Origin of the sequence: Mesorhizobium sp. YC-39, assembly GCF_025753795.1 — a bacterium.
In the GTDB taxonomy this organism is placed as follows: Bacteria; Pseudomonadota; Alphaproteobacteria; order Rhizobiales; family Rhizobiaceae; genus Mesorhizobium.
In genome coordinates this window covers 1,882,140-1,902,595 of the sequence record NZ_JAOWPS010000001.1, presented here as the reverse complement: position 1 = coordinate 1,902,595, position 20,456 = coordinate 1,882,140, and the positions used below count along the sequence as shown (strand labels likewise).

Below are 20,456 nucleotides of genomic sequence, written 5' to 3'. Positions count from 1 at the left end.
CGTCACCCTCCAATGACCTAAGCAACGCCATCAGCAGGGTTTCTGCCGTGTAGTTAAGTCGCTCGCCCACGGACTGAGTCAACGTCCCTACTACGCAATTGCCAAATCTTGGTAATCTGATTATACCAGTTAACAAGATGACGATTGGCGAAAGCCATCGTTCGAGATCAGGAGTAACGGTTAGATGACAACGATTGCGCTGTTTGGTGCCGGCGGCAAAATGGGTTACCGCCTGTCGACCAATTTTCGCGGCTCACCCTACACAGTACGCCATGTCGAGGTCAGCGACGCCGGCCGAGAGCGGCTGAAGAGCGGACTGGGTTTCGACACGGTCAGTGCCGACGAAGCGCTCAAGGGCGCCGATGTGGTGATCCTGGCCGTTCCCGACACGCATATCGGCAAGGTAGCAACCAGCATCGAGAGCAAGCTTGCGCCGGGAACAATGGTGGTGGTGCTCGATGCCGCCGCCCCTTTCGCCGGCCATTTGCCGAAGCGGCCGGACCTGACCTATTTCGTCACCCATCCCTGTCATCCGCCGATCTTCAACGATGAAACCGACATGGCGGCCAAGAAGGACTATTTCGGCGGCGTCAAGGCCAAGCAGCACATGGTCAGTGCGCTGATGCAGGGGCCGGAAGAAGACTACGCCAAGGGCGAAGCGATCGCCAAGATCATCTGGGCCCCGGTCATGCGGTCGCATCGTGTGACGGTCGAACAGATGGCGTTGCTGGAGCCGGGCCTTTCGGAAACCGTTTGCGCCTCGCTGCTCGTCGTCATGAAGGAAGCCGTCGACGAGGTCGTGGCGCGCGGCGTCGAGAAGCAAGCCGCGCTCGACTTCCTGCTCGGCCATATGAACGTGCTCGGCGCCGTCATCTTCGGCGAGACCAAGGGCGTGTTTTCCGACGCCTGCAACAAAGCCATCGAGTTCGGCAAGCCGGTGCTGATGCGCGACGACTGGAAGCGGGTGTTCGAGCCGGAAGAGATCGCGGCGAGCATTCAGCGCATCACCTGAGGCTGCCAATTCCGACGTAGAACGGCTTATCAGGTACATGTCATCTGAAATTGTCATTGACTCATCATACCAGTTGGCTTAGCTATTTGGTGGCTCGGACCAGTCCGGCTTCGCAACAAATTCAGGCCTGAAGGGTGGAGGACGGCTGGGGAGCGACGTTCCGTTGAGATGAAGCCGGCAAATGGCTTCCGAACTTTGGCCATCCGTGCCGTGCCTTCTGACGAAATTGAATGCAGACAGCAGCCTTGGGTTGATCAAGGGACAGTTTTTCAAACGGGAGGACTTCATGAAACTCACTCGCAGAATGACACTTGCGGCTTTTGCCGGCATGCTGGCGCTTGGCACAGCCGCACCCGCCTATGCGGCGGATCTCATCGCCATCATCACGCCTTCGCACGACAATCCGTTCTTCAAGGCGGAAGCCGTCGGCGCCGAAGCCAAGGCCAAGGAACTCGGCTACGAGGCGCTGGTGCTCGTCCATGATGACGACGCCAACAAGCAGTCCGAACTGATCGACACGGCGATCGGCCGCGGTGCCAAGGCCATCATTCTCGACAATGCCGGCGCCGACGCCACCGTTGCCGCGGTGCAGAAGGCCAAGGACGCCGGCGTTCCTTCCTTCCTGATCGACCGCGAGATCAACGCCACCGGCGTCGCCATCGCGCAGATCGTCTCCAACAACTACCAGGGCGCCCAGCTCGGCGCGCAGGAATTCGTCAAGCTGATGGGCGAGAAGGGCAATTATGTCGAATTGGTCGGCAAGGAATCCGACACCAATGCCGGCATCCGCTCGAAGGGCTATCACGACGTGATCGACGATTATCCGGACCTGAAAATGGTGGCGCAGCAATCGGCCAACTGGAGCCAGACCGAAGCCTATTCCAAGATGGAATCGATCCTCCAGGCCAATCCCGACATCAAGGGCGTCATCTCCGGCAACGACACGATGGCGATGGGCGCCTATGCGGCATTGGCGGCGGCGAACCGCAAGGACGTCATCGTCGTCGGCTTCGACGGATCGAATGACGTGCGCGATTCCATCACCTCCGGCGGCATCAAGGCGACCGTCCTGCAGCCGGCCTATGCGCAGGCGCAGATGGCGGTCGAACAGGCCAACGACTTCATCAAGAACAAGAAGTCTCCCGCCGAGGAAAAGCAGTTGATGGACTGCGTCCTGGTCAATGGCGACAATGCCGCCAAGCTGGAGACTTTCGCGCTCACCAACTGAGCCGGCTGGCATCAATAGCAAGGGACGGGCCCTCAGGCTCGTCCCTTGCCTTCATTTTCTTTGGGTACTGCTGACCGCCATGATGAACAAGCCGACATGTTGAACAAGTTGACTTGGCCGATCCTTGCCGTGCCGATCCTTGCCATGAGTGTCGGCCTCAGCCTGACCGCCTGCAAGATTCTGCCGACACCGTCAGCGGAAAACGGTGGCAATGCACCGGCCTTCAACCCCGACAAGATGGTCGAGGAGATCTGGGCGGCGAAGGTCATCCCCTATTTGCAGCAGAAGGCCGGGCCGTTTGCCGAGGTCCACGCCCTGGCGAAAACCGATCCGGCCGCCGCCGGCGCCAAATATGGCAATCCGAAGAAACAGGCGAATTCGCCGTGGACCTTCGCGGTTCGCCTGGAGGGCAAGATCGTCGCCGCCAACACCCAGTCACGCGCCGCGACCATCGACATCGATGCCGATGGTGACGGCAAGGCGGATGCGCGGGTGCAGATCGGACCGGCGGTGCGCGGCACCGCACTGCGCGACAGCCTCGACTTCATCCAGTTCAACGACTTCACCAACCAGATCGACTTCGCCCAGTTCGGCAAGTCGTTCAACATCTATGTCGACAAGACCGTGCTGTCCAAGTTGCCGCGCGAGACGTTGGAAGGACGGACCGCCAAAGTGCTCGGCGCCTACACGCCGGGCAGCGGCCAGGACCTGCCGCTGGTGACCCCGGCGGAGGCAGAGATCGGGCCGAAGCCATGACTTCTGAGCGAGAGATGGGGGCGACCGGTCATGACGTCATCCTGAAGCTGGAAGACGTTTCGAAGGTCTATTCGGGCACCGTCGCGGTCAAGCGCGCCAATTTCGAGGTGCGCAAGGGCGCGGTCAACGTGCTGGTCGGCGAGAATGGCGCCGGCAAGTCGACGCTGATGAAGATCATCGCCGGCGTCGAGCAGCCGACGGCCGGACGCATCCTGCTCGAGGGCGAAGAGGTTTCGTTCGCATCGTCCGGAGACGCGGTGAACCGCGGCATCGGCATGGTGTTCCAGGAGCTGAACCTGTTCGGCAATATGAGCGTCGCCGAGAACATCTTCGCCACTCGCGAGATCACCAACCGCTTCCGCAAGATCGACCGCAAGGCGCAGGAGCGCCGCGCGGCGGAATTCCTGGAGCGGCTGCAAGCCGGCATACGTCCGGACATGCTGGTCGAGGATCTGCGCATCGGCCAGCAGCAGCTGGTCGAGATCGCCAAGGCGGTTTCGCTCGATGCGCGCATCCTGATCATGGATGAGCCGACCTCGGCGCTGAGCGCGGCCGAAGTCGAGATCCTGTTCAAGGTGATCGCCGACCTCAAGGCGCGCGGTGTCGCGATCGTCTACATCTCGCACCGGCTGGAAGAGCTGATCCGCATCGGCGATTACATCACCGTGCTGCGCGACGGCCGCATCACCGGCCAGGAGGAGATGAAAAACGTCGACACGCAATGGATCGTGCGACAGATGATTGGCTCGGACGCCAAGGACTTCGCCAAGGCCGACGGCCATGTTCCGGGCGAAGAGATCTTCCGCGCCGAGGCGATCTGCCTGCCGCGCGCGACCGGCGGGCTTGCCGTCGACCATGTCTCGCTGTCGCTGCGCGCCGGTGAGATCCTCGGCATATACGGGCTGATGGGCGCAGGGCGCAGCGAGCTGTTCGACTGTATCATGGGGCGCCACGGCCAGGCGACCGGCGAGATCTTCATCGCCGGCAGACACGTGCGCGAGCGCGACACGACGCGGCGCATCCGGCGCGGGCTGGCGCTGATCCCAGAAGACCGCCAGCGCGAAGGGCTGGTGTCGATCCTGTCCGTCGCCAGCAATCTGACGCTGGCCAGCCTGTCGCGCTTTGTCCGGCTGTTCCACATTCGCGGAGCGGCAGAAAGGCAGGCGGTGGTGCAGATGGTGCGGGAGTTGGCAATCAAGGTCGCCGACCCGATGCAGGAGGTGTCATCGCTGTCCGGCGGCAACCAGCAGAAGGTGGTGATCGGCAAGGCGTTGCTCACCGGACCGAAGGTGCTTTTGATGGACGAGCCCAGCCGCGGCATCGATGTCGGCGCCAAGGCCGACGTCTTCCGCACCATGCGCAAGCTTTCGCGAGACGGGCTTGGCATCCTTTTCGCCACCTCCGATCTCGACGAGGTGATGGCGCTGTCCGACCGGATCGCCGTGATGAGCAATGGAAAACTGACCGGCATGTTCGATCGCGCCGAAGCGACGGAAGCGGCGATCGTCGCCGCCTCGGCGCTCGGCCACGGACCGGTCGCGCATACGGAGAACAAGGCCCATGACTGACATCCCGGCCAAGGCGGCTGTCTCCTCCGCTTCCAGCGGCTCGGTGCTGCTGACGCTGATGAAGGCAAGGACCTTCATTGCGCTGATTGCCGTGCTGGTGTTCTTCTCGATCGCGGCGCCCAATTTCCTGTCGACCGCAAACCTGATCCTGATGTCGAAGCACGTGGCGCTGAACGCCTTCCTGGCGATGGGCATGACCTTCGTCATCGTCACCGGCGGCATCGATCTTTCGGTCGGCTCGATCGTTGGACTGTGCGGCATGGTGGCCGGCTACCTCGTGCTCAACGGCATCGACCTGCAATTCGGCTATACGATCTATTTCAACGTCTTCGAGATCGCATTGATCACGCTGGCGGTCGGCATATTGATCGGCGCCGTCAATGGATTGCTGATCACCAGGCTGAATGTGGCGCCATTCATCGCCACGCTCGGTGTGCTCTATGTCGCGCGCGGCCTGGCGCTGCTGTCGTCGGATGGCCGCACATTCCCCAACCTCGTCGGCAAGGCCGAACTCGGCACCACCGGCTTCGGCTTCCTAGGCGCCGGCCGGCTGCTCGGCCTGCCGGTCGCGCTGTGGATCCTGCTCGTCGTGGCGCTTGGGGCGGCCTATCTCGCCAAATACACGCCGCTCGGACGCCACATCTTTGCCGTCGGCGGCAACGAACGGGCGGCGCGGATTTCGGGCGTCAGGGTCAACATGGTGAAGATGTTCGTCTACATGTTCTCCGGTTTCTGCGCGGCCATCGTCGGCCTGATCATCTCGTCCGAACTGATGGCCTCGCATCCGGCAACCGGCGAAAGTTTCGAGCTCAACGCCATCGCCGCGGCGGTGCTCGGCGGCACTTCGATGTCGGGCGGGCGCGGCACGATCGGCGGCACCATTGTCGGCGCCTTCGTCATCGGCATCCTTTCCGACGGGCTGGTGATGATGGGGGTGAGCTCGTTCTGGCAGATGGTGATCAAGGGGCTCGTGATTATCGTCGCCGTCGTCGTCGACCAGGCGCAGCGCCGGCTGCAAAGCCGTGTAACATTGATGCAGATGGCAAAGGCAGGCTGAGCATGGCGGAGCTGCGGGGAGCGCTGATCGGTTGCGGTTTCTTCGCCGTCAACCAGATGCATGGCTGGCGCGACATCACTGGTGCCTCGATCGTCGCCATCTGTGACCGCGACCCGGAGCGGCTGAAGATCGTTGGGGACCAGTTCGGCATTGCGAAGCGCTACGCCGACGCGACGGAAATGTTCGCTGGCGAGACGCTCGATTTCGTCGACATCGCCACCACCGCGCCGAGCCATCGGCCGCTGGTCGAGATGGCGGCTCGGCATCGCGTACCGGCAATTTGCCAGAAACCGTTCGCGCCGACGCTCGCCGATGCCAAGGCCATGGTGAAAGCCTGCGCTGACGCCGGCGTGCCACTGATGGTGCACGAGAATTTTCGCTGGCAATCACCGATCCAGGCGGTGCGCGCCGTACTCGACAGCGGCGAGGTCGGCACGCCGTTCTTCGGCCGCATCTCCTTCCGCTCGGCTTATGATGTGTTCTCCGGCCAGCCCTATCTGGCGACGGGCAAGCGCTTCATCATCGAGGATCTCGGCATCCACATCCTCGACATCGCCCGTTTTCTGCTCGGCGACGTCTCAACCATCACCACGCGGACAGCGCGCATCAATCCCGCTATCGCCGGAGAGGATGTCGCGACCATGCTGATGGACCATGTCAGCGGTGCCACCTCGGTGGTCGACTGCAGCTATGCGACCAGGCTCGCCAGCGAGCCGTTCCCGGAGACACTGATCGAAATCGATGGCAGCGAGGGCACGATCCGGCTGGCGCAGGACTACCGGCTCACCGTCACCGGCAAGAGCGGCACAGTGGTCCGCGACGTCTCGCCGCCATTGCTGCCCTGGGCTTCGCGTCCCTGGCACAACATCCAGGAAAGCGTCGTCGCCATTCAACAGCATTGGGTCGACTGCCTGGCGACGGGGATCGAGCCGGCGACCTCGGGCGCCGACAATCTCAGGACATTCGCGCTGGTCGAGGCCGCTTATGCCGGTGCCGGGAGCCGCGAACCGGTGCAACTCGAGAGCTTGCTCAGATGACGGCCGATGCCTTTCTCCTCTATGGCACGCGCGCCGTCGAAGCCGAGCCGGTCAGGCTGAAGGCCGGTGCGCTCAGCGCCGACTTCGTCAACGGCAATCTGCGCACCATCCGCCATGGCGGCACCGAGGTGCTGCGCGCCATCGCCTATATCGTGCGCGATCGCGACTGGGGCACCTACGAGCCAGAGCTGACCGACCTTGTCATCGACCAGGGCACCGATGCCTTCTCCGTCAGCTACTCTGCGAGCTGTATGGAGCCTGGGGGGAGCAGGCTCGACTTTCAAGCCGCCATCAAAGGCTCCGCCGACGGCACGCTGGTGTTCGACGTCAGCGCATTGCCCGAAAGCGATTTCGAGACCAACCGTTGCGGCTTCTGCATCCTGCATCCGATCGCCGGCCTTGCCGGCAGCGCGGTCACGGTCGAGCATACCGACGGCAGCGCGGTGGCGACCAAACTTCCCGAGCTGATCGACCCCTGGCAGCCTTTCAAGGATTTGCGCGCCATCACCCATGAAGTCCGGCCAGGTGTGGCCGCCGAATGCCGGATGGAGGGCGACACTTTCGAGATGGAGGACCAGCGCAACTGGTCGGACGCGTCCTACAAGACCTATGTCCGGCCGCTGGCGCTGCCATGGCCTTATGTGCTGCCTGCCGGACAAGCCAACAAGCAGACGGTCAGCCTGCGCATCACCGGTGGCGATAGCGCCCCGCCCGCCTCGGCGGCCGCCGCGCCGGTCCGCGTCACTCTTGGCGAGACCGGCGTGAGGCTGCCGGATATCGGCGTGATCATCTATCCCGATGAGGTCGAGACAGCGCTTGCCAACCTGCCAACGCTGTCCGAACTCGGCCCGCAGCAGCTGATCTTCCACTACGACCCGACACGCGGCCACGGGCTCGCCGCCTTGCAATCCTTTGCGCGGCTTGCCGCCGCCCACCCGGCCGGGACAACGCTCGAATGCGTCGTTGCCTGCACTGGCGATCTCGATGCGGAACTCTCCGATGTCGCCGGCATGGCGCGCCAGGCCGAACTGAGGCTTTCGGCCATCGCTGTCTCGCCTTCGGTCGACCGGCAGTCGACGCCACCGGGCAGCGCCTGGCCCGAGTGTCCGCCACTCGAAGACGTCTATGCCGCGGCGCGGCGCGCCTTCCCCGATATCCGTCTCGGCGGCGGCATGTTCAGCTATTTCACCGAGCTGAACCGCAAGCGCGTCCCGGCTGGCCAGCTCGACTTCATCACCCACTGTACCTGCCCGATCGTGCACGCCGCCGACGATCTCAGCGTCATGCAGTCGCTGGAGGCGCTGCCATTCATCACCCAATCGGCGCGGGCGATCTTCGGGACGAAACCCTACCGCATTGGCCCGTCGACGATTGCCATGCGGCAGAACCCCTATGGCGGCGCGACCAAGGATAATCCCGGAGGACAGCGCATAGCCATGGCTGATCGCGATCCGCGCCATGCCGGCCAATTCGCGGCGGCATGGACGATCGGCTACGCCGCGCGCGTGGCGCCGGCCGGACTGGAACAGCTCACGCTGTCCGCCTTCACTGGGCCGTTCGGCGTGCTGGCAGCGTCGGGCGAACCGGTCGCGGAAGGCCAACCCCGGCCGATCTTCGGGGCTATCAAGGGGCTATGCGACCTGGCCGGCCTTGCGCATGTGGCGACAAGCACGAGCGATGAGACCAAGGTGCTGGCGCTGGCCGGGCGCTCTGCTTCAGGCGAGACCATCGCGTGGCTGGCGAACCTGACAGCGGACGAGGTGCGGGTCGATGTTTCCGTGCTTGGCCAGGACCAGCTTGTGATGGCGCCTTACGCGATCGCCCGGATCGGTTGAACCGTCACTTGTCGGCATTCATGACATAGAGCGCGCGGGAGCGTTCGAGGTGCTTGATCATCGCCTTCTCGGCACCGTCCGCATCCCTCTTCTCGATGCGGTCGATGATCTCTTCGTGCTCGGTCAGCGTAAACTTTTCCTTGCCGGTCCAGATCAGCATTTCGGTGTGATATTCCTTCAGCCAGCCCAGCATCGCCTCGCTGACGGCGACATAGATCGGGTTGCCTGAAATGGCAGCGATCTGGGTGTGGAATTTCATGTCGGCGGAGATGAAGGCCTCGGAATCCCCCCGCGCGCTGTGCTGTTCTGCGACCGTGAACTTGAGCCGCTGCACATCCTCTGCCGTGGCCTTTTCGGCGGCCTCCTTGACCATGCCGCGCTCGAAGAAGATGCGCGCGCTTTTGAGGTGCTCCAGCGTGTCCTTCGACGACGACAGGATGATCTTGGCCGCGCCGTCGACCTGCTTGATGATCGACTTGGCAGTCAATTGCAGCACCTTGGCGCGCTCGCCGTGCGAGATCGCCACCAGCCCCATATTGCTCAGCGCCTGCATCGCCTCGCGGATTGCCGGCCGACCTACCTCGAAACGCTCCATCAGCTCGCGCTCCGACGGCATGTCGTCGCCCGGCTGCAATTCGCCACTGGTGATCAGGCGCTTCAGCCTGACAAAGACTTCGTCGGAAAGCTTGCGCCGGACGATCGGCTCCGAACGGTTCATCGTCGCGAATCACTCCTTTGACCGGTGTCTATTTAGCATTGCCGCCATGGTTCCCGGAATGCCCGCCGGGCAGGATATCGCTTGCAATACTTATGTACTCATTATACCAGATTTCGAAGATCAGGGAACCTTTTTCGAACTCCTCACGACCTGAGACGACGGATCATGATCACCCTCACCTATCGCATCGAGACCTCAGGCAGCATCGAGGCGCTAGCGGCCAAGATCGCCAGTGACCAGTCGACCGGCACCTTCGTCGCGCTGCCGGGCGAGACCGAGGAACTCAAGGCACGCGTGGCGGCGCGCGTGCTGGCGATCCGGCACCTGCCCGAGGCCGAGCAGCCATCCATTCCCGAGGCCGGCCCCGGCCCGTTCAAGCGCGCCGATGTCGACATCGCCTTTCCCTTCGATGCCATCGGCACCGACCTTTCGGCGCTGATGACGATTGCCATCGGCGGCACCTATTCGATCAGGGGCCTGTCCGGCATCCGCATCGTCGACATGAAGCTGCCTGACGAATATCGCGGCGCGCATCCCGGCCCGCAGTTCGGCGTTGCCGGCAGCCGCAGGCTGACCGGTGTCGCGGGCCGTCCGATCATCGGCACCATCGTCAAGCCGGCGCTGGGTCTGAGGCCGCATGAGACGGCCGAGATGGTGGGCGAGCTGATCGCCGCCGGCGTCGATTTCATCAAGGACGACGAGAAGCTAATGAGCCCGGCCTATTCGCCACTGGGGGAGCGGGTGAAGGCGATCATGCCGCTGATCCTCAACCACGAGCAGAAGACCGGCAAGAAGGTGATGTATGCCTTCGGCATCTCGCATGCCGATCCGGACGAGATGATGCGCAACCATGATCTGGTGGCAAAGGCCGGCGGCAATTGCGCTGTGGTCAACATCAATTCGATCGGGTTCGGCGGCATGGCGTTCCTGAGGAAGCGCTCCAGCCTGGTGCTGCACGCCCATCGCAACGGCTGGGATATCCTGACCCGCCACCCCGGCCTCGGCATGGATTTCAAGGTCTGGCAGCAATTCTGGCGGCTGCTCGGCGTCGACCAGTTCCAGATCAACGGCATCGCCTCGAAATACTGGGAGCCGGACGACTCCTTCGTCCGCTCCTTCGAGGCGGTGACGACGCCGCTGTTCTCGCCGACAGATTGCGCCCTGCCAGTGGCGGGGTCGGGCCAGTGGGGCGGACAGGCGCCGGAAACCTATCAGAGAACCGGTCGGACGGTCGATCTGCTCTATCTCTGCGGCGGCGGCATCGTCAGCCATCCGGACGGGCCGGGTGCCGGTGTGCGCGCCGTGCAGCAGGCCTGGCAGGCGGCGGTCGAGGACATCCCGCTCGAGGATTTCTCCAAGAGCCATGTCGAGCTGGCACGCTCGATCGAGAAGTTCGGCGACAGCAAGGCGGCCTGACACCATGCAAAACCTGCTGCTCAGCTATTATGGCGACGACCTCACCGGCTCGACCGATGTGATGGAGGCGCTGGAGCTCGGCGGTGTGCCGACCGTGCTGTTCATGCGTCAGCCGGACGAGGCGCAGCTTGCGCGGTTCGCGCATTGCCGCGCCGTGGGTCTGGCCGGCACCAGCCGCAGCGAGACGCCGCAATGGATGGACACGCATCTCAAGCATGCCTTCGGCTGGCTGAAGACGCTCAACGCCGAAATCTGCCACTACAAGGTCTGCTCGACCTTCGATTCCAGCCCGACGATCGGCAGCATCGGACGGGCGATCGAGATCGGCCGCGAGGTCTTCAGGCAGGACAGCGTGCCGCTGCTGGTCGGCGCACCACAGCTCAAGCGCTACACCGCCTTCGGCCATCTCTTCGCCGCCTATCGCGACCAATATTTCCGCATCGACCGCCATCCGGTGATGAGCCGCCACCCGACGACGCCGATGGATGAATCCGACCTTTTGGTGCATCTGTCGCGGCAGACCGGGCTCGCCTCGGGATTGCTTGATCTGGCGACGCTGCAGTCCGCCTCGCGATCGCAGGCGTTTGATCGCCTGGTCGAGAATGGCGCGGCCATCGTGCTTGTCGACGTCGACAGCCGGGAGACCCAGGCACTGGCCGGCAAGGAGATCTGGCGCGCCCGCAGGGCTGGCGGCTCCTTCGTCGTCGGATCGTCCGGGATCGAGTATGCATTGCTCGCCGAATGGGCGTCGAATGAGACCGTGAGCACCGGATCAGGATTCTCACCACCGGGCGCCGCCGATCGCATCGCGGTGGTGTCGGGCAGTTGTTCGCCGACCACCGAAAGACAGATCCGCCATGCCCTGACCGATGGTTTCGACGGCATCGAGGTCGATCCGGTCGAACTGGTCTCCGAGACTTCCGAACAGGCGATCGCGCTCGCGGCAGCAAGCGGCCGCGCCAGCCTGCAGGCCGGGCGCAGCGTCGTCCTCTATACGGCGCTTGGCCCGACCGCCGACCGAGGCGGCGAGATCGACCAGCAGGAAGGCGCGCGCCACAAGCTTGGCCGCGGCCTCGGCGCGCTGCTGCGCGAACTGACGATCGAACAGAGCTTGAAGCGCGTGGTCATCGCCGGCGGCGATACGTCGAGCCACGCGCTCGGCCAGCTGGGCGTCGATGCGCTGACGGTCAGGATGCCGCTGCCGGCATCGCCGGGCTCGCCGCTGTGCGTCGCGTATTCTCGCATCAAGGCGATCGACGGGCTGGAGGTCGCGCTGAAGGGCGGGCAGGTCGGAACCGACCGCTATTTCTCGGCCATCCGCGACGGCCTCGGCGGTTGACAGCAGCGCCCTGCCCTTCCATACAACGCCGTTAATGTTCTCAGGGCGGGGTGAAAGTCCCCACCGGCGGTAAGGGTCTCGATCCAAGCCCGCGAGCGCTTCTCAGTCCACGCATCAATGCGTGGATTCTTAAGTGCTAGAGCGTCCTTTACGCGTCCAAAAGGACGCGTGGCGCTCTAGTGAGAAGGTCAGCAGATCCGGTGTGATTCCGGAGCCGACGGTTAAAGTCCGGATGGAAGAGAACGAGCGAAAGACGGACCGTCTCGACGGGCCGGATTCCGTATCGTGCGTCCTGATTCTGGTTCGAAACGGAAGGATGGACCCATGAATCAGCATTCCCACAAAAACTATGAAACTCTCCGCGTCGCCGTTGTTCGCGCGCGCTGGCATGCCGACATCGTCGACCAGTGCGTGCAAGCCTTCGAGGCGGAGCTTGCCGTGCTCGGGGAGAACCGCTTTGCCGTCGACGTCTTCGACGTGCCGGGCGCCTACGAAATCCCGCTGCATGCCAAGACGCTGGCCGGAACCGGGCGCTATGCCGCGATCCTCGGCACGGCCTTCGTCGTTAATGGCGGCATCTATCGGCACGAATTCGTGGCGAGCGCCGTCATCGACGGCATGATGAATGTGCAGCTGTCGACCGGCGTGCCGGTGCTTTCGGCGGTGCTGACACCGCACAATTATCATGACAGCGCCGAGCACCATCGCTTCTTCTTCGAGCACTTCACGGTGAAGGGAAAGGAAGCAGCCAATGCCTGCGTGCAGATCCTGGCCGCGCGTGAAAAACTTGCGGCGTGAAATGTCCCCAGCCGGGTGGCAATCGCGATAACACACGGTAGTATTTGCGAAAATGCCGAGTTCGGGAGGATGCCGGTGCAGACCAAGAAGATCATCAACGACGGCAACCGTTCCGTCGACGAGATGTTGGAAGGGATTCTCGCCGCGCATCCCCGCCACCTCAAGAGCGTGGACGGCAGCCCGCGCTCTATCATCGCCCGCGACGGCCGGCGCCCCGGCAAGGTCGGCCTCGTCATCGGCGGTGGTTCGGGTCACGAACCGACCTTTCTCGGCTTTGTCGGCAAGGGACTGGCGGACGCGGCGGCAATAGGCAACGTCTTTGCCTCGCCGCCGCCGGACCCGATCCTCGAATGCGCCAAGGCGGTGAGCGCCGGTGCTGGCGTGCTGTTCATGTATGGCAACTATGCCGGCGACGTTATGAATTTCGACATGGCGGCCGAGATGGCAGCAATGGACGACATCGAGGTGCGCACGGTGCTGAGCACCGACGATGTCGCCTCGGCACCGCGCGACCAGCGGCAGAAGCGGCGTGGCGTCGCCGGCAATTTCTTCATCTTCAAGGCGGCCGGTGCAGCCTGCGACCGGATGCTGTCCTTCGACGAATGCGAGCGCATCGCCAAAAAAGCCAACGACCACACTTTCACCATGGGCGTGGCGCTGTCGCCCTGCTCGCTGCCGCAGACCCGCCGACCGAATTTCGAGATCGGCGAAGACGAAATGGAGATCGGCATGGGCATCCATGGCGAACCCGGCATCGCGCGCGGCAAGCTCAAGACCGCCGACGAGATCACCGACGAGATGCTGGACAACATCCTCGACGAGATGGCGCCGGCACGCGGCGACAAGGTCGCGGTGCTCGTCAACTCGCTCGGTTCGACACCGCTGATGGAGCTCTACATCGTGAACCGGCGCGTCAAGCAGAGGCTCGACGACATCGGCGTTTCCATCCATGCGACCTGGGTCGGCAACTACTGCACTTCGCTGGAGATGGCCGGCGCTTCGGTGACGCTGATGCATCTCGACGGCGAATTGCAGACCATGCTCGACCACCCTTGCGACTGCGCCATGTTCCGCGCCGGCTGAGAGCAGTTCCATGACTGTGATAGACACGGCTCGCCTGAAAACAATGTTCGATGAAATCGCGGTGGCGATCGAGGCCGACAAGGACCGGCTTTGTCAGCTCGACGGCGTCATCGGCGACGCCGACCACGGCATCGCCATGGCGCTCGGCTTCGGTGCTGTGCGTGATGCGCTGGCCGCACTCGACCTTTCGGCGATCGAACCGACGGCATTGCTCAACACGGCGGCGAAATCGTTCCTCAATGCCGTCGGTGCCTCGTCAGGCCCGCTCTACGCGACAGCGTTCATGCGCGGCGCTGCCGCCGTCAAGGGCAAGGCGGTGCTGACGGACGCTGATGTGGTCGCCATGGTCCAGGCGATGGCGCAAGGCATCAGGGATCGCGGCAAGGCTGAGATCGGCGAAAAGACGATGGTCGACGCCTGGCAGCCAGCGGCCGAAGCGGCGGCCGCCGCGCATACCGCCGGCAAGACGCTAGCCGAGAGCTTTAGTGCGGCACTCGAAGCGGCTGAGCGCGGCGCCGAGGCGACCAAGAACATGATCGCTTCGAAGGGGCGCTCGTCGCGGCTCGGCGAGCGGTCGCTTGGGCATATGGATCCAGGCGCGGCGTCGGCCGTCACCGTCATCGGTGCGATGCGGAACAGCCTTGGTTAGAGCGAAGAATCAGCCTGCCGCTCTAACTTATTGTTTGAAAGTCAGAATTTCCCAAAATCATTACCCGGCTTTGGGTCCGATGCTCTAGCCTGCTTTCGCCGCATCAAGCTTATTGATTGCCTGGACGTTGCCGGCCGAAGGCCCCTTTTCGTCGAACTCCGAGGCCAGCCAGGTGTCGACGATCGCCTTGGCCAGTTCCGGACCGATGACGCGGGCGCCCATGGTGATGATCTGCGCATTGTTGGATTTCGCCGCGCGTTCGGCCGAATAGGTGTCGTGGGTGAGTGCTGCGCGGATGCCCGGCACCTTGTTGGCCGAAATCGAGACACCGATGCCGGTGCCGCAAAACAGGATGCCGCGATCGTTCTCGCCATCGACGATCGTCTGGGCGAGCTTCTGCGACAGGTCGGCATAGTAGCCGGCCTGGCTGAGATCGCTGACGGTGAGGCCGGGCTTGGTGGCGAGATGGGCGGCGATGATGTCGAGCAGCGGCTTGCCGGCGCTGTCGGCTCCAATGGCTATTTTCATGGTCGTGTCCTTCCTTGAATGAGATTTCGATTGATTCAGATCGCCGCCGAGGCGCGTTGGAGGATGTCGATGTAACCTTCCGCCTGCCAGGCGGAGCGGCCGATGAACAGGCCGTCGACATGCGGCTGGCCGATCAGTTCGGCGGCATTGCCTGGATTGACGCTGCCGCCATAGAGCACCGGCGGTGTGGCGGGGAGCAGATCAGCGGCGACCTGCTTGATCAGCGCCTGCTGCCTGTCGGCATAGTCGGAACTGGCCGGAATGCCCTTGTCGCCGATCGCCCAGACCGGCTCATAGGCGAACAGGATTTTTTCTCCCTTTGCCACGCCTTCGAGGAATTGCAGCGCGCCTTGCACCTGCGCGATCAGCACGGCTTCAGCCTTGCCGCTCTCGCGTTCGGCCAGCGTCTCGCCGACGCAGATCAACGGTATCAAACCATGCTTTACCGCCGCCGCGGTTTTCAGGCCGACGGCATGGTCGGTCTCGCCGAAATGCTCGCGCCGTTCGCTGTGGCCAAGTTCGACGAGGTCGAGCCCGCAATCGGTCAGCATCACCGGCGATATCTCGCCGGTCCAGGCGCCGGCGTCTGCCCAGTGCATGTTCTGGGCGCCGACCTTGATCCGCGTCGGCGAGAGCGCCCGCTTGACCTCGCGGACCGCCGTGAACGGCGGAATGACGAACGGCTGGATACGATCGTCGAAGCCCGGCACGAAGCCGGCCAGTGCTTCAGCGAAGGCCAGCGCTTCAGCGAGCGTCTTGTTCATCTTCCAGCTTGTACCGACCCAGTAAACCACGCGTCTCTCACTCCCTGATCCTAGTCCTTGTTGTCGACAATCGTTAGCGAAACGCCGGCGGCATCCAGCGCCTCGCGCATGGGCGGCTCCAGTTGGCGACCGGTAAAGACGGTGTCAAACGCCTTGAGATCGGTCAGGAAATGCAGCGCCGTGCGACCGAACTTGCCGTGATCGACCAGCAGATATTTGCGCGCCGCGGCGGCCATCATCAGACGCTTGGTCTGGACCACTTCCTGGTCCTGATGGAAGGCGGAGGCGCCGTGGATGGCCGATGACGACAGGAAGGCCACATCGGCGCGCAGCGACTTCAACGTGTCCTCGGCAAGCAGGCCGAAAAAGCCGTGGAACTTCTTGCTGTACTGGCCGCCGAGCGCGATCAGCGTGATGCCGCCGACGCCGGCCAGCTCCTGGATGACGGCCAGATTGTTGGAAATCACCGTCAGCGGGCGCAGATCGGCCAAATATCCAGCAATGCCGCCCGCCGTCGAACCGTCATCGATGATCACCGTCTGGCCCGGCTCGATCATCATCACCGCCGCTACGGCCAGGCGTCTCTTCTCTTCGCCTGCCTGTTTCTGGCGGTAGCGAAAATCGCTCTCGAACAGGCCGCTCGGCTGGATCGAAGCCCCACCACGCACCTTGCGCAGGAAGCCGCTTTCCTCGAGCTCGTCGAGGTCGCGATGAACGGTCATCTTCGACACGCCGAAACGCGAGGCAAGGTCGTCGACACTCGCCGTTCCCGCGTCCATCAGAAAGTCCATGATGCCTTGCCGCCGGCCGTCGCTCTTCATGCGCAGCTTTCTCCGGGCGACCCTGTGCGCCTCGAATTCCTCACAGGGATTATAACACAGAAAATCGCAATCACATCAAAGTCTTTGTGATAATGTTATATTTATATGAGATATTATCGTTCTCCAGATCGCTTTCCTGTAACAAGAATTGCTCCGGCCGGGGTGTCCAAAGGTTGCGGTCCGGCGGAAATCCGGCCAGAAGCATCGGCGGGCCGAACGACGACCGGGCGGCTCGCAACCACAGGCCTGAAACCAGACACGGGAGACTATTGGGTGGCTCGCATCACATTGAGACAATTGCTCGACCATGCCGCTGAACACGGCTATGGCGTGCCCGCCTTCAACATGAACAACATGGAACAGGGCCTCGCCATTATGGAGGCCGCCGAGGAGACCAAGTCACCGGTCATCCTGCAGGCGAGCCGCGGGGCGCGGGCCTATGCCAATGACGTCGTGCTGGCCAAGCTGATCGATGCGCTCGTCGAAATCCACCCCGACATCCCGGTCTGCATGCATCTCGACCATGGCAACAACGAAGCCACCTGCGTCACCGCCATCCAGTACGGCTTCACCTCGGTGATGATGGACGGGTCGCTGAAGGAAGACGGCAAGACGCCGGCCGACTACGCCTATAATTCCGGCATCACGCGGCGCGTTGTCGACATGGCGCATTGGGGCGGCGTGTCCGTCGAAGGCGAGATTGGCGTGCTCGGTTCGCTGGAGATGGGCGGCGGTGAGCAGGAAGACGGCCATGGCGTCGAAGGCGCCGTCAGCCATGACCAGCTTTTGACCGATCCGGAACAAGCGGTGGAGTTCGTCAGGGACACGCATGTCGATGCGCTGGCGGTTGCCATGGGCACCAGCCATGGCGCCTACAAATTCTCACGCAAGCCGGACGGCGCGGTGCTGGCGATGAACGTGATCGAGGAGATCCACCGCCGCCTGCCGAACATGCACCTGGTCATGCACGGCTCGTCCTCGGTGCCGGAAGAGCTGCAGGAGATCATCAACAAATATGGCGGCCAGATGAAGCCGACCTGGGGCGTGCCGGTCGAGGAAATCCAGCGCGGCATCAAGCACGGCGTGCGCAAGATCAACATCGATACCGACAACCGCATGGCGCTGACCGGCGCCATCCGCAAGGTGCTGACCGAGAACCCGAGCGAGTTCGATCCACGCAAATATCTGACGCCGGCGATGGCGGCGATGCGCAAGCTCTGCAAGGAGCGCTTCGAGCAGTTCGGCACCGCCGGCAACGCGCCGAAGATCAAGCCGCTGCCGGTTTCGGAAATGGCCAAGCGCTACAAGTCTGGCAGCCTCGATCCGAAATTCGGCTGAGAGCTTTCTCGGGCAGGAGCTGTTTCGGCTCCCGCCCGATTATCCTGCTCGCGGCAGAATTGCGGCCCTGCCCGCGTCGATGAACGGCGCCCAGTAGTCGACCGACTCGCGGATCATGGCGACGACTTGGTGATCGACCGGCTCGCGCTCGCGAAACGACAATTCCAGGCAGATCTCATTGTCGGTGCCGCCGCCGCGCCGGACCGTCTCCAGGAATTTTTCCGGCGTGATGCGCCCATCCCTATTGTAGGCGGCGATGAATGGCCAATGGCCGCCCTTGTTCATCGACGACTGCTTGATGTGGATGATCGGCGACTCCCGTGGGAAGGCCCCGGCCCAGGCGTAAGGATCGATGTCGGCGGGGTTGCTCGAGGTCACGTCGCCATGATCGATGTCGACCATCATCTTCAGCGGAATGGCCATGCCGGCCGCCTCGATCTCCTTGTGCAATGCCCGGCAGCTCTCGATCGTGTGGCCGAATTCGCGGCCGACCGACATCGGCTCCCAGAACAGATAGGTCAGTCCGGCGGCTTTGGCGTGCTCAGCGACCCCGCGCCAGCATTCCATGGCGATGTCGAGAAGCCGGGCGCGGCGCTCGGCATCGTCATAGTCCCGGTGGGTGAAGATCGCGAATTGCGTGCCCATGCCGCCAGCGCCGAGTTCCGCCGAAATGTCGGCGAAGGTCTTGAACCAATCGATGTAGTAGCGGCGCACATCGGCGTCGGGATGGCCGAAATGATTGAGCCGGCCATAGGGGCCGGTCATGCCCGAAGTCACCCGGACGCCGGTGCGGTTGAGCGCACTGCGGAACAGCCGGATGAATTTCGCGATCGTCGCCGCCGGCCAGCCGGGATTGACGAATTCATGCGTCAGCTGCACGTCCCTGATGCCGATGTCGTAGGCGATCGTGTCGATCAGATCGTCCGGATCGGCAAAGCGGTTGACCAGCGGATTGGTGTTGAGGGACAGCGTGAAGCTCATCAACCTGCCTTTGCCAGCCGGCCGACGCACCAGTCCTCGAAGGCGGTTCTTTCCGCGGCCGACAGATGCAGGCCATGCTTGGTGCGCCGTTCCAGGATATCGGCTGATGTCAGCGCCCATTCGTGTTCGAACAGGTAATTGGCTTCGCGCTCGAAGAAATCCTTGCCGAAGCGCCGTCCGAGATCGGCAAGTGAACGCGCCGAGCCGACCAGAATACGCGTCCTCGTGCCATAGAGCCGGCCATAGTGCTTGACCAGGGATGCCGGCATCCAGGGATAGTCGCGACCGAGGTCGCCGAGGAATTGCTCGAAGTCGGCATTGGCGATGTCGCCGCCAGGCAGATGGCCTTTCGATGTCCAGGGCTTGCCCATCTTCGGAAAGAACGGAGCGATCCGGTCCAGCGCGTGTTCGGCCAGCTTGCGGAAGGTGGTGATCTTGCCGCCGAAGACGGAGAGCAGCGGCGCCTGCCCCGCCGATGCGTCGAGCTCGAAAATGTAGTCGCGGGTCACCGCGCTCGGATTGTCGGCGTTGTCGTCATAGAGTGGCCTGACCCCGGAAAACGAGTAGACGACATCCTCGCGGGCAAGCCCGCGCTTGAAGTAGCGATTGACGACCTTGATCAGGTAATCGATCTCGCTGGCGTCAGCCTTAACGTCTTCCGGTCGCCCGTCATAGGGAATGTCGGTGGTACCGATCAGGGCCAGGTCGTTCTGGTAGGGATTGATGAAGATCACCCGCTTGTCGCTGTTCTGGATGAGATAGGCCTGCCGTCCTTCCCAGAATTTCGGCACGACGATGTGGCTGCCCTTGACCAGGCGGACGTTGCGCCTGGAATTCTGGCCGGCCACGCGGTTGATGATATCGTTGACCCAGGGCCCGGCAGCATTGATCAGCCCTCGCGCTCGCACTGTGGTTTTGACACCGGTCCTGCCGTCGCGCATTTCCACCGACCACAGGCCGTTTTCACGGCGGGCGGCGGTGCAGGCGGTTCGAGTCAGGACCCTCGCACCTCGTTCCGCGGCGTCGAGCGCATTGAGGAGGACGAGGCGGGCGTCGTCGACCCAGCAATCCGAATATTCGAAGCCGCGTTTGAACGCATCCTTGATCGGCGCACCTTCGGGCGCGGTGTGCAAGTTCAGCGTGCGCGTGGCCGGCAGCCGCTTGCGGCCGCCGAGATGGTCGTAGAGAAACAGGCCGAGCCGAACCAGCCAGGCCGGCCGGTCATCAGGACTGTGCGGCAGCACGAAGCGCATCGGCCAGATGATGTGCGGCGCCGATTCCAGCAGAACTTCGCGCTCGATCAGCGCCTCGCGCACCAGGCGGAACTCGTAATATTCGAGATAGCGCAGGCCGCCATGGACGAGCTTGCCCGACCGCGAACTGGTGCCTTCGGCAAGATCGTCCTTTTCGCACAGGATGACGGAAAGGCCGCGGCCGGCGGCGTCGCGCGCGATGCCGGCACCGTTGACGCCGCCGCCGATGACGAAGAGGTCGACGATTTCGGTATCGCCGCTCATCTCACTAGGCC

At 63.2% G+C, this 20,456-nt stretch carries 19 protein-coding genes and 1 riboswitch; of the genes, 13 read left to right on the top strand and 6 right to left on the bottom strand.

Annotation, left to right across the window (positions count from 1 at the left end; genetic code table 11):
• Nucleotides 1-184 precede the first annotated feature (184 nt).
• The 7 genes from OHD62_RS08915 (at nucleotide 185) to OHD62_RS08885 (ending at nucleotide 8,493) form a co-directional block, all read left to right on the top strand.
• A complete protein-coding gene (locus OHD62_RS08915; protein ID WP_263782140.1) occupies nucleotides 185-1,012 on the top strand; it encodes a phosphogluconate dehydrogenase C-terminal domain-containing protein in 828 nt (275 codons plus the stop codon).
• A gap of 286 nt (nucleotides 1,013-1,298) precedes the next feature.
• Complete coding sequence (locus OHD62_RS08910) at nucleotides 1,299-2,240, top strand: D-ribose ABC transporter substrate-binding protein (RefSeq protein WP_263782139.1); 942 nt, start codon at nucleotides 1,299-1,301, stop codon at nucleotides 2,238-2,240.
• A gap of 96 nt (nucleotides 2,241-2,336) precedes the next feature.
• Nucleotides 2,337-2,996, top strand: coding sequence for a DUF2291 family protein (locus OHD62_RS08905; RefSeq protein ID WP_263782137.1), 660 nt, complete (start codon nucleotides 2,337-2,339; stop codon nucleotides 2,994-2,996).
• 14 nt (nucleotides 2,997-3,010) lie between these two features.
• Entirely contained in the window at nucleotides 3,011-4,564 is a 1,554-nt protein-coding gene (locus tag OHD62_RS08900) for a sugar ABC transporter ATP-binding protein (protein ID WP_412177361.1), read from the top strand.
• Nucleotides 4,557-5,621, top strand: a complete 1,065-nt coding sequence (locus OHD62_RS08895; protein ID WP_263782135.1) for an ABC transporter permease — start codon at nucleotides 4,557-4,559, stop codon at nucleotides 5,619-5,621. The genes OHD62_RS08900 and OHD62_RS08895 overlap by 8 nt, the downstream gene beginning before the upstream one ends.
• A 2-nt stretch (nucleotides 5,622-5,623) precedes the next feature.
• Nucleotides 5,624-6,658 (top strand): Gfo/Idh/MocA family protein, encoded by a 1,035-nt coding sequence (locus tag OHD62_RS08890; protein ID WP_263782134.1) that lies wholly within the window; start codon nucleotides 5,624-5,626, stop codon nucleotides 6,656-6,658.
• Nucleotides 6,655-8,493, top strand: coding sequence for a hypothetical protein (locus OHD62_RS08885; protein ID WP_263782133.1), 1,839 nt, complete (start codon nucleotides 6,655-6,657; stop codon nucleotides 8,491-8,493). Before OHD62_RS08890 ends, OHD62_RS08885 begins: the two co-directional genes overlap by 4 nt.
• Nucleotides 8,494-8,497: 4 nt before the next feature.
• On the opposite strand, the gene OHD62_RS08880 is transcribed toward OHD62_RS08885, so the two are convergent.
• Nucleotides 8,498-9,211 carry a transcriptional regulator NanR gene (locus OHD62_RS08880; RefSeq protein WP_263782132.1) on the bottom strand — a complete coding sequence of 238 codons (714 nt, stop codon included), beginning with the start codon at nucleotides 9,209-9,211 and terminating at the stop codon, nucleotides 8,498-8,500.
• A gap of 165 nt (nucleotides 9,212-9,376) precedes the next feature.
• Between OHD62_RS08880 and oiaX the strand changes: the two genes are divergently transcribed.
• The 5 genes from oiaX (at nucleotide 9,377) to dhaL (ending at nucleotide 14,496) form a co-directional block, all read left to right on the top strand.
• Nucleotides 9,377-10,627: a 3-oxo-isoapionate-4-phosphate decarboxylase OiaX gene (gene oiaX, locus OHD62_RS08875; RefSeq protein WP_263782130.1), complete on the top strand. Its 1,251-nt coding sequence runs from the start codon at nucleotides 9,377-9,379 to the stop codon at nucleotides 10,625-10,627.
• A 4-nt stretch (nucleotides 10,628-10,631) separates the two neighbouring features.
• Nucleotides 10,632-11,966, top strand: a complete 1,335-nt coding sequence (locus OHD62_RS08870; RefSeq protein ID WP_263782129.1) for a four-carbon acid sugar kinase family protein — start codon at nucleotides 10,632-10,634, stop codon at nucleotides 11,964-11,966.
• A 32-nt stretch (nucleotides 11,967-11,998) separates the two neighbouring features.
• A riboswitch (FMN riboswitch) is annotated at nucleotides 11,999-12,214 on the top strand.
• Between the two features lie 76 nt (nucleotides 12,215-12,290).
• A complete protein-coding gene (locus OHD62_RS08865; RefSeq protein ID WP_263782128.1) occupies nucleotides 12,291-12,764 on the top strand; it encodes a 6,7-dimethyl-8-ribityllumazine synthase in 474 nt (157 codons plus the stop codon).
• Nucleotides 12,765-12,833: 69 nt separating this feature from the next.
• The gene (locus OHD62_RS08860) at nucleotides 12,834-13,847 is read left to right on the top strand and encodes a dihydroxyacetone kinase subunit DhaK (protein ID WP_263782127.1); all 1,014 of its coding nucleotides are present in this window, start codon (nucleotides 12,834-12,836) and stop codon (nucleotides 13,845-13,847) included.
• A gap of 10 nt (nucleotides 13,848-13,857) precedes the next feature.
• Nucleotides 13,858-14,496 (top strand): dihydroxyacetone kinase subunit DhaL, encoded by a 639-nt coding sequence (gene dhaL, locus OHD62_RS08855; RefSeq protein WP_263782126.1) that lies wholly within the window; start codon nucleotides 13,858-13,860, stop codon nucleotides 14,494-14,496.
• A gap of 84 nt (nucleotides 14,497-14,580) precedes the next feature.
• On the opposite strand, the gene OHD62_RS08850 is transcribed toward dhaL, so the two are convergent.
• From OHD62_RS08850 to OHD62_RS08840, 3 genes are read right to left on the bottom strand one after another with little or no spacing between them, the layout of a single operon-like run.
• The gene (locus tag OHD62_RS08850) at nucleotides 14,581-15,024 is read right to left on the bottom strand and encodes an RpiB/LacA/LacB family sugar-phosphate isomerase (RefSeq protein ID WP_263782124.1); all 444 of its coding nucleotides are present in this window, start codon (nucleotides 15,022-15,024) and stop codon (nucleotides 14,581-14,583) included.
• 35 nt (nucleotides 15,025-15,059) lie between these two features.
• Nucleotides 15,060-15,818 (bottom strand): triose-phosphate isomerase, encoded by a 759-nt coding sequence (locus OHD62_RS08845; protein WP_263782123.1) that lies wholly within the window; start codon nucleotides 15,816-15,818, stop codon nucleotides 15,060-15,062.
• Between the two features lie 20 nt (nucleotides 15,819-15,838).
• Nucleotides 15,839-16,609 carry a DeoR/GlpR family DNA-binding transcription regulator gene (locus tag OHD62_RS08840; protein WP_263782122.1) on the bottom strand — a complete coding sequence of 257 codons (771 nt, stop codon included), beginning with the start codon at nucleotides 16,607-16,609 and terminating at the stop codon, nucleotides 15,839-15,841.
• Between the two features lie 273 nt (nucleotides 16,610-16,882).
• Here OHD62_RS08840 and fba point away from each other — a divergent pair, with 273 nt between their 5' ends.
• Nucleotides 16,883-17,947 (top strand): class II fructose-bisphosphate aldolase, encoded by a 1,065-nt coding sequence (gene fba, locus OHD62_RS08835; protein WP_263782121.1) that lies wholly within the window; start codon nucleotides 16,883-16,885, stop codon nucleotides 17,945-17,947.
• Between the two features lie 39 nt (nucleotides 17,948-17,986).
• Here the strand turns inward: fba and OHD62_RS08830 are convergent, their stop codons facing one another.
• Both OHD62_RS08830 and OHD62_RS08825 read right to left on the bottom strand, forming a co-directional pair.
• Nucleotides 17,987-18,928, bottom strand: coding sequence for a sugar phosphate isomerase/epimerase family protein (locus OHD62_RS08830; RefSeq protein ID WP_263782120.1), 942 nt, complete (start codon nucleotides 18,926-18,928; stop codon nucleotides 17,987-17,989).
• Nucleotides 18,928-20,445 carry a glycerol-3-phosphate dehydrogenase gene (locus tag OHD62_RS08825; RefSeq protein ID WP_263782119.1) on the bottom strand — a complete coding sequence of 506 codons (1,518 nt, stop codon included), beginning with the start codon at nucleotides 20,443-20,445 and terminating at the stop codon, nucleotides 18,928-18,930. The genes OHD62_RS08830 and OHD62_RS08825 overlap by 1 nt, the downstream gene beginning before the upstream one ends.
• Nucleotides 20,446-20,456: the final 11 nt, after the last annotated feature.